Below are 8,225 nucleotides of genomic sequence, written 5' to 3'. Positions count from 1 at the left end.
GGATCAGGCGGGCTGGGCGCCGGGGCGTCCGGGCTCGACGGTGAAGGCGGCGGCCGTCTCGACGGGGGCGCCGGGGACGGTGACATAGGGCACGACCCGGTAGTCGGCGCGCAGTTCGTCCGAGGTCAGGCGGAGCACGGTGTAGCCGCGCTGCGCGTTGTGCCACCTGAGGTGCGGGTTGACGCCCGGGGCCATCCAGTCGTACCCGACCTGGTCCATCGCCGCGCCGTCCCGGCCGGAGCTGATGGAGGTCCCGGCGAACTCGGTGGCCACCACCGGGGACGCCTCGTCGGCGAAGTCGAGCCTCAGGTCGGCGACGACGCTGCGGTGGATGTCGCCGGTGAGGACCACGGGGTTGGCGGCGCCGCGCTCGTACAGGCCGGTCAGCAGCCGGTCGCGGGCGGCCGTGTAGCCGTCCCACATGTCGAGGCCCGAGGCGAGGACCGCCGGGTCGGGGTCCTGATCGACCTGGGCGACGAGGGTCTGGTTGGCGAGAACGTTCCAGGTGGCGCCCGAGCGCGCCGCGCCGTCGAGCAGCCACGCCTCCTGCTCCGCGCCGAGCATCGTGCGGGCCGGGTCGCTGCGTTCCACGTCGCAGCCCGGCTTCGTTCCGTCGCCGCAGACCTGGTCGTCGCGGTAGGAGCGGCTGTCCAGGACGTGCAGGTCGAGGACGCCGCCGAAGCCGAGGCGCCGGTACATGCGCACGTCGGCGCCGTCGGGCCGCTGCGGCAGGCGCAGCGGCAGGTGCTCGTAGTACGCCTGGAACGCGACGGCCTTGCGGGCGCGGAACGCCTCGGGGTCGGCGTCCGGGAAGCCGTCGGAGTCCCACTGGGCCACGTCCGCGGCCCAGTTGTTCTCGACCTCGTGGTCGTCCCAGGTGAGGATCCAGGGGAACGCCCGGTGGGCGGCCTGGAGATCGGCGTCGAGCCGGGTGAGCGCGTGCCGGTTGCGGTACTCGGACAGGGTGTAGGTCTCGCGCTGGAAGGAGGCGTCGAGTTCGAGGCAGCGCACCCCGGCGGTGGGCCCGACGCCCGACTCGTAGAGGTAGTCGCCGAGGTGGACGACGAAGTCGAGGTCCTCCGCCGCCATATGCCGGTAGGCGGTGTAGAAGCCGTCGTACCAGCACTGGCAGGAGGCGAAGGCGAACGAGACGGCGGCCGGGTCCGTGGCCGGTCCCGTGATCGCGGCGAGGGGGTCGGGGGCGGTGCGGGTGCGGCCGACGGGGCTGAGCTCGCGCCCGGAGCGGAACCGGTACCAGTACCCGCGGCCGGGGGCGAGCCCGTCGACCTCGACGTGGACGGAGTGGCCGAGTTCGGGGACGGCCGCCACCTCCCCGGCCCGCACGACGCGGCCGAACCTCTCGTCCTCGGCGACCTGCCACTCGACGGTGACCGACCGCTCGGGCATGCCGCCGCGGCCGTCGAGGGCCAGCGGTTCTGGGGCCAGGCGCGTCCACAGGACGACGCCGGTGGGCAGGGGGTCGCCCGAGGCGACGCCCAGGCGGAAGGGGTCGCCGGAGAAACGGGGGGTGGCCCAGGCGGTGCCGGAGCTGAAGCCGGCGGCGTGGAGGCCGAGGGCGGCGGCCCCGGCCCCCACCCCGGCGCTGCCCAGGAGGCGTCGTCTGCTGAGATTCATCGAGGACCTGCCCGTCTGTACACGGTGGATGACGGGCCGCCACGATCGCGGGGGGCGGTGACATTCAGGTGGAGGCTCGCCCTACGTCTCACCACCTTTCGAGGAACGCGGCGACGGGGAGGTCTGCTTGTCATACGGATCGTTACGCCGCGCCGAACGCGCCGTGGAGGCGGGGTGGGAACGGCCCCGCCGGGCTCGGCCGCCGGTGTCGAGGGCGGCCGGGGAGTTGACGGTGCCCCGCTGCGGCGGCCGGGCCGGGGCGAGTTGGCGGGGGTCCGCCGCGTTCGGCGGCCGTCGGCGAGGCGCGGTTGCCCCCGCCGGACACGGCCGGAAACCGGGGGGCAGCCGGGACCCGGGGCCGCCGAACTAGGGTGCGTCCCGCGCGTTCTCGTCCGCGGTCAGCCGTTCCTCCAGCTCGTCGGTGACCAGGCCCTCCCGGTGGACGGCGCCGGTGCGGTAGGCGGTGCGGCCGACGATCTGGCCGACCACCGGCACGGTGGCGATCTGGAACAGGGCGACCAGCACCAGCGTCACCGCGTATCCCACCCTGACCTGGAGGGCGGTGCCCACGAGCACCAGCAGCACCCCGAGGGTCTGGGCCTTGGCCGCCGCGTGCAGGCGGCAGATCGGGTCGGGGAAGCGGAGCAGGCCGACGGCGGTCAGCACGCAGAACACGGCGCCGGTCAGCAGGCAGACGGCCGAGACGGTGTCGAGCAGGATCCTCACCGCATGTCCTCCCGCTCCTCGACCAGGTGCGCCGCGGTGACCGAGCCGATGAAGCCGAGCAGCGTGAGCACCAGCAGCAGCGGAACGGAGGACCCGGTGTCGCGGCGGGCGATGCCGACGGCGACGGCGGCCACGATCAGGGTCACCAGCACGTCCAGCGCCACGATGCGGTCCAGCACGCCGGGGCCGATCAGCAGGCGCACCACCGTCAGCAGGGCGGAGACGGAGACCAGGACGAAGGTGACGAGGTAGATGGCGTTCACGGGCGCTCCTCCGGGGGGTCGCGGCGGTCCTCGGGCCGGTCGGCGCGGTGGTTCTCGCTGTCCCTGATCGCCAGGGCCGCGGCGCGCTCCGCCTTCCCGACGGCGCGGCGGTGGGCCTCGGCCTGCGCGGGCCCGGCCACCGGCAGCACGTGGACGTAGAGCAGGCGCCGGTCCCGGTCCAGCTCCAGGACCAGGCTGCCGGGGGTCATGGTGGTGAGGTAGGCGATGACGGCGATCAACAGGTCGCTGTCCTCGGCGAGTCGGACCTCGATCACCGCCGAGGGGGCGCGCGGCCCGTGGCGGACGGCGGCCCAGCCGACGGCGACGGCGGAGACGACGAGGTCGACCAGGAGGTGGCCCGCCAGCCCGAGCAGCCGCAGCGGCCGGACCGCCACGCGGTTGCGGACGGGCGGCATCCAGAACGTGCCCAGCACGCCCGCGGCGATCAGCAGGCCGCCCAGGACGACGGTGCCCCCGGCCGAGCCCCAGAGCATGATCCACAGCAGCCAGAGCCACAGCAGCGCGATCAGACGGCGGTTCCAGGGACGGCGGTTCCCGGGGCGGCGCGTCATCGGGGCTCCTCGGCGAAGACGGCGTCGCGGTAGTCGCCGGGACGGGACAGGTCGTCGGCGGCGCGCTCGGTGAGGGCGACCAGGGGGCCCGCGCAGGCGGCCATGGCCAGGCCGACGGCGACCATGCCCGCGGTCGTTCCCACGGTGAGGGTCCTGCCGCCGGTGGTCTCCGCAGCGGCGATCAGGGAGACGGAGATCACGCGCCACACGCGGACCATGGCGTAGAGGGTGAGCAGGCTGGTGACCAGCGCGGTGGCGGCCAGGGTGTAGGCGATGGCGCCGCCGTCCAGGACGGCGGCGCGCAGCAGGGCGAGCTTGGCGATGAAGCCGGAGAACGGCGGCAGCCCGGCCAGGCTCAGCGCGGGCACCAGGAAGAGCGCCCCCGCCAGCAGCCGCGCGCCCCCGCCCCGGGGGGCGGTCCCGGGGGTCGGCTTGATCCGGTGCAGCGCGGCCGTGCCGGTGCGGCTCTCGACCAGCGCGGTGACCAGGAACAGCGATGCCTGGACGACGATGTGGTGGATGATGTACAGGATCGCGCCGGTGAACCCGGCCAGGTCGAACAGCGAGAGCCCGAACAGCATGAACCCGATGTGGCTCACCAGCGTGAACGACAGCAGCCGGTTGATGTCGTCCTGCGCGATCGCGCCGAGGATGCCGACCAGCATGGTGAGGATCGCGGCGCAGCCGATCAGCCACCAGGTGCCCTCGCGCGGGAAGAGCAGCGACTGGGTGCGGATCATCGCGTAGACGCCGACCTTGGTGAGCAGCGCGGCGAAGACGGCGGTGATGGGCGCGGGGGCGGTCGGGTAGCTGTCGGGCAGCCAGAAGTGCAGCGGCACCACGGCCGCCTTGATGCCGAAGACGACCAGGAGGAACGCGGCCAGCGCGGAGCGGACGCCGTCGGAGAGGCCCCCGGTGCGCTCGGCGAGTTCGGCGAGGTTGACGGTGCCGGTGGCCGCGTAGACCAGGCCGACGGCGGTGAGGAAGAGCAGCGAGGAGGTGAGGCTGGTCATGGTGTACGTCATCCCGGCCACGACCCGCCCCTCCCCGGCGTTGAGCGTGATCAGCACGTAGGACGAGGCGAGCATGACCTCGAAGGCGACGAACAGGTTGAACAGGTCGCCGGTGAGGAACGCCAGGCCGACGCCGCCGACCAGCAGCAGATAGGCGGGGTGGAACGGCGTGACCGTCCTGGCCGGGCGGTCGGTGGTGCCCTGGCCGAGGGCGAACAGGAGCACGGCGAGCGCCACCAGCACGGCGACGGTCAGCAGCAGCGCGGACAGCAGGTCGGCCACCAGGGCGATGCCGAGGCCCGGCGCCCAGCCGCCGACGGCGACCACGGCGGTGCCGTCGCGGTCCACGATGATCAGCAGGGCGACGGCGTCGGCGAGGACCGCGGTGAGCACGACCACGGTCAGGACGCGCTGGGCGGCCGAGGTGCGGGCGAGGGCGAGGGAGACGGCCGCGGCGAGGAGCGGCAGCAGCACGGGGCCGATCATGAGCAGGGTCATCGGGCCCGCCCCTCCCCGTCGGCGGCCTCGTCGTCGCTGTCCACGTCGTCGATGTCGTCGACGTCGTCCACGTCCTCGGTGTCGTCGGCGCCACCGGCGTACGCGTGCCCGCCCGCACCCGGGGGCATCGCGGCGGGCTCGGCGTCGTCGCGCTCCCCGACGGTCCCCAGGCGGCGGTCCTCCAGGTCGTCGCGGACCTCGTCGTGCCCGGACAGCCGCCAGGAGCGGTAGGCGAGGGAGAGCAGGAAGGTGGTGACGCCGAAGGTGATGACGATGGCGGTCAGGGCCATGGCCTGCGGCAGCGGGTCGCCGTGGCCTCCGGCCGCGAGCAGCAGCAGGTTGGTGCCGTGGCCCAGGATGATGAAGCCGAGGAGAACGCGGGTGAGGGACCGTTGCAGCATCAGGTTGACGCCGGTGGCGAACAGGCCGCCGACGGTGACGGCCATGGTCCAGTCGAGGGCGGTCGTGTTCACCGGGCGCTCACCTGCTCTCGGCGACGGTCGGCCCCGCGGCGGCGATCAGCTTGAGGATCACGCCCACGACCAGCAGGTAGACGCCGATGTCGAGGACGAGGCTGGTGCTGCCGTGCACCGCGCCGAGCAGCGGCGCGTGGAACTCCCAGACCGCGGCGGACAGGGGCTCTGCGCCGAACGCGAGGGACAGCAGCCCGGAACCCGCGGCGACGACCAGCCCTCCGCCCGCCACGAACCCGGGGTCGACGGGGGCGGCCAGGCCGAGGTCGGCGCGTCCGCCGACGAGGTAGCGCAGCACGAACGCGAGGCCCGCGGTCAGCCCGCCCGCGAAGCCGCCGCCCGGCCGGTAGTGGCCGGAGAAGAGCAGGAAGAGCGACAGGACGACGATGGAGGTGAAGAGGGTGCGGGCCAGGATCTCCAGCAGCAGGGACCGCTCGGTGCCGGGGCGTTCGCCGACGCCCGGCAGCCAGCGCTGGCGCGGCCGGTCCCAGTGGGCGGCCGGGGAGCGTTCGGCGATCCCCGCCTCGCGCCTCGGCCCCGGGGGCTCGTCGGGGCCGATGACGGGGGCGGACTGTCCTGGCTCGGCGCCCTCGCCTCCCCAGATGCGGACGAGGCTGACCACGCCGATGGTGGTGACCAGCAGGACGGAGATCTCGCCGACGGTGTCCAGGGCGCGGAAGTCCACGATGATCGCGTTGACGGCGTTGCTGCTGGCGGTCTCCGCGAGGTGGGCGAGGAAGTCGGGAGCCGTGGATCCCTGACGCCTGTCGTTGGTCGTGACCAGCGCGAACACCGCGACCACCGCGCCGATCGCGAGCGCGACGGCGCCACGCAGCCAGCGGGCCAGCGCGGTGGGCCGCTCCGGGGTGAACCGGGGCGGCAGCTGGCGCAGCAGCAGCACCATGACGACGAGGGTCAGCGACTCCACGAGGAACTGGGTGAGCGCCAGGTCCGGCGCCCCCTGCACGACGAACAGGCCCGCGACGCCGTAGCCGACGGCCCCGGTGAGCAGGACCGCGGCGAGCCGCTGCCTGCTCAGGGTGGCGCCCACGGCGGCGGCCAGGGCGATCAGGGCGGGCGGCGCCTCCGCGGCGGTGCGCCACCAGCGGACCTCGCCGATGGGCGAGGCCCCGGCCAGCAGGGCGCCCGCGGTCAGCAGCATGACGGTGGCGAGCACCACCGTGAGGTAGGCGGGCAGGGAGCCGATCTGGGTGAACCGGGTGAAGCGCACGGAGAATTCGCCCAGGCCCCTGATGGTGTGCCGGTAGCCGATCTGCGCGTCGGGCAGCCGTGGCAGGGAGCGGTGCAACGGGCCGAGCCGCCGGCCGAGGGCGAGCAGCGCGCCGCCGGCGACGAGGGTGGCCCAGGCCAGCAGCGTCGCGGCGGTGTACCCGTGCCACAGCGACAGGTGGTAGGCGCCTCCGCCGCCCCCCGGGTAGGCGTGGGCGTAGGGGGTGGTCAGCGCGTCGGCGCCGCCCGCCCAGACGCCGGTGAGCAGGCCGAGCGCGGCGGGCACCGCGGGGGGCGCGAGCAGCCGCAGCGGGGAGCGGATCCGGGGCACCCGGCCCTCCTGGGTGGCGAGTTGCTCACCCACCGGCTTGACGGCGAACGCGCCCCACAGATAGCGGCCGGTGAAGGCGACGGTGAGGATGGAGCCGGTCAGCACCCCGGCCAGCGCCCAGCCCTCGCCCGGCACGTTCCCGGAGAGGAACGCCTCGTAGTGGGCGTCCTCGGCCAGGTAGCCGAGCAGCGGCGGCAGCTTGGCCATGGAGGCGGCGGCGAGGACGGCGACCGCGCAGGTCGCGGGGAGGCGCGCGCCGAGCCCGGAGAGGCGGCGCAGGTCGCGCGTTCCCGCGGTGCGTTCGATCACGCCGGTGACCAGGAAGAGGCTGGACTTGAACAGGGCGTGGGCCAGCAGCATGGTGATCCCGGCCAGGGCGGCGGTGCGGGTGCCCGCGCCGAGCAGGGCGGTGAGCAGGCCGAGTTCGCTGACGGTGCCGTAGGCGAGGAGGCGCTTGAGGTCGGTCTCGCGCAGCGCGCGCCAGGCGGCCAGGACCATGGTGACGGTGCCGAAGGTCAGGACCAGCGGGCGCCAGGGCGGCACCTCGGCGAAGCCGGGCGCCAGCCGCCCCACCAGGTAGACGCCCGCCTTGACCATGGCGGCGGCGTGGAGGAACGCGCTGACCGGCGTCGGCGCGACCATCGCGGCGGGCAGCCAGGAGTGGAAGGGCACCTGCGCGGACTTGGTGAACGCGCCCAGCAGGATCAGCACCAGCGCGACGGAGACGGCCCCGCCGCGCGGCGGGTCGGCCAGCACCGCGGAGAGCCGGTAGGTGCCCGCCTCATGACCGAGGACCACCAGGCCGAGCAGCATGGCGAGGCCGCCGAGGACGGTGGTCAGCAGGGCCTGCTCGGCGGCCTTGCGCCGCTTGGGGTCGCTCTTGGGCCCGGCGATCAGCAGGAAGGAGACGATGGTCGTCAGCTCCCAGAAGACGTAGACCAGGAGCAGGTTGTCGGCGAGGACGAGGCCGAGCATCGCCCCGGCGAACGCGGTCAGCAGCGCGGCCTCGCGGCCCGCGTGCCGCCTGCCGTAGTAGGAGGCGGAGTAGGCGAGGACGAGGACGCAGACGCCCGAGACGATCAGCACCATCACCAGGGCCAGCGGGTCGAGCCGCAGGTCCAGGCGGAGCCCGAGCGTGGGGGCCCAGGAGAGGGTGGCGTCCACCGGGTGGCCGTCCAGGACGCGGGGGGCGCGGACGATCGCCCAGGCCAGCGTGGCGAGGGAGGGGAGCGCGGCGACGGCCCACACCGTGCGGCCGAGGCGGGGGGCGAGCGGCGGGAGCAGCGCGGCACCCACGAGGTGGAGGGCCACCAGCACCAGCACGCGGTCGCTCCTTCGCGTCGTCCTCTGCTTCGTTCACCTCGTCGTCCACCGCGACCTCGGCCACCCGCGGGTTCCCTGTGCCGGTGAGATGTAACAGACCCGGCGCGCTGAACGGGTGTCAGCGCGCCGGGGAGGGCGGGACAGTGGGGCCGGTGGAGCGA

Annotated in this window: 7 protein-coding genes; all 7 read right to left on the bottom strand. The window is 74.3% G+C overall.

What is annotated here, in order from left to right:
- Positions 1–3: 3 nt before the first annotated feature.
- Positions 4–1,635 (bottom strand): alkaline phosphatase D family protein, encoded by a 1,632-nt coding sequence (locus tag ADY01_RS28925; RefSeq protein ID WP_049579376.1) that lies wholly within the window; start codon positions 1,633–1,635, stop codon positions 4–6.
- Between the two features lie 366 nt (positions 1,636–2,001).
- Entirely contained in the window at positions 2,002–2,361 is a 360-nt protein-coding gene (gene mnhG, locus ADY01_RS28920) for a monovalent cation/H(+) antiporter subunit G (RefSeq protein WP_234320452.1), read from the bottom strand.
- Positions 2,358–2,624 (bottom strand): monovalent cation/H+ antiporter complex subunit F, encoded by a 267-nt coding sequence (locus ADY01_RS28915; RefSeq protein ID WP_049579374.1) that lies wholly within the window; start codon positions 2,622–2,624, stop codon positions 2,358–2,360. Before ADY01_RS28915 ends, mnhG begins: the two co-directional genes overlap by 4 nt.
- On the bottom strand, positions 2,621–3,196 hold the full coding sequence (locus tag ADY01_RS28910; protein ID WP_053171310.1) for a Na+/H+ antiporter subunit E: 576 nt from the start codon (positions 3,194–3,196) through the stop codon (positions 2,621–2,623). Before ADY01_RS28910 ends, ADY01_RS28915 begins: the two co-directional genes overlap by 4 nt.
- A complete protein-coding gene (locus ADY01_RS28905; protein WP_049579372.1) occupies positions 3,193–4,707 on the bottom strand; it encodes a proton-conducting transporter membrane subunit in 1,515 nt (504 codons plus the stop codon). The genes ADY01_RS28910 and ADY01_RS28905 overlap by 4 nt, the downstream gene beginning before the upstream one ends.
- On the bottom strand, positions 4,704–5,180 hold the full coding sequence (locus ADY01_RS36405; protein ID WP_063784397.1) for a sodium:proton antiporter: 477 nt from the start codon (positions 5,178–5,180) through the stop codon (positions 4,704–4,706). The genes ADY01_RS28905 and ADY01_RS36405 overlap by 4 nt, the downstream gene beginning before the upstream one ends.
- 7 nt (positions 5,181–5,187) lie before the next feature.
- A complete protein-coding gene (locus ADY01_RS28895) occupies positions 5,188–8,064 on the bottom strand; it encodes a Na+/H+ antiporter subunit A (protein WP_063784396.1) in 2,877 nt (958 codons plus the stop codon).
- Positions 8,065–8,225: the final 161 nt, after the last annotated feature.

The sequence above is a fragment of the Streptomyces sp. SBT349 genome (assembly GCF_001083795.1).
GTDB lineage: Bacteria > Actinomycetota > Actinomycetes > Streptomycetales > Streptomycetaceae > Streptomyces.
Note: the sequence above shows the minus strand (reverse complement) of the source record. Positions and strands in the feature narration are given on the sequence as shown.

Bases quoted from the DNA above. Each gene is read 5' to 3' on its own strand.
- ADY01_RS28925 (WP_049579376.1), bottom strand. From the start codon at position 1,635: ATGAATCTCAGCAGACGACGCCTCCTGGGCAGCGCCGGGGTGGGGGCC.
- ADY01_RS28910 (WP_053171310.1), bottom strand. From the start codon at position 3,196: ATGACGCGCCGCCCCGGGAACCGCCGTCCCTGGAACCGCCGTCTGATC.
- ADY01_RS28905 (WP_049579372.1), bottom strand. From the start codon at position 4,707: ATGACCCTGCTCATGATCGGCCCCGTGCTGCTGCCGCTCCTCGCCGCG.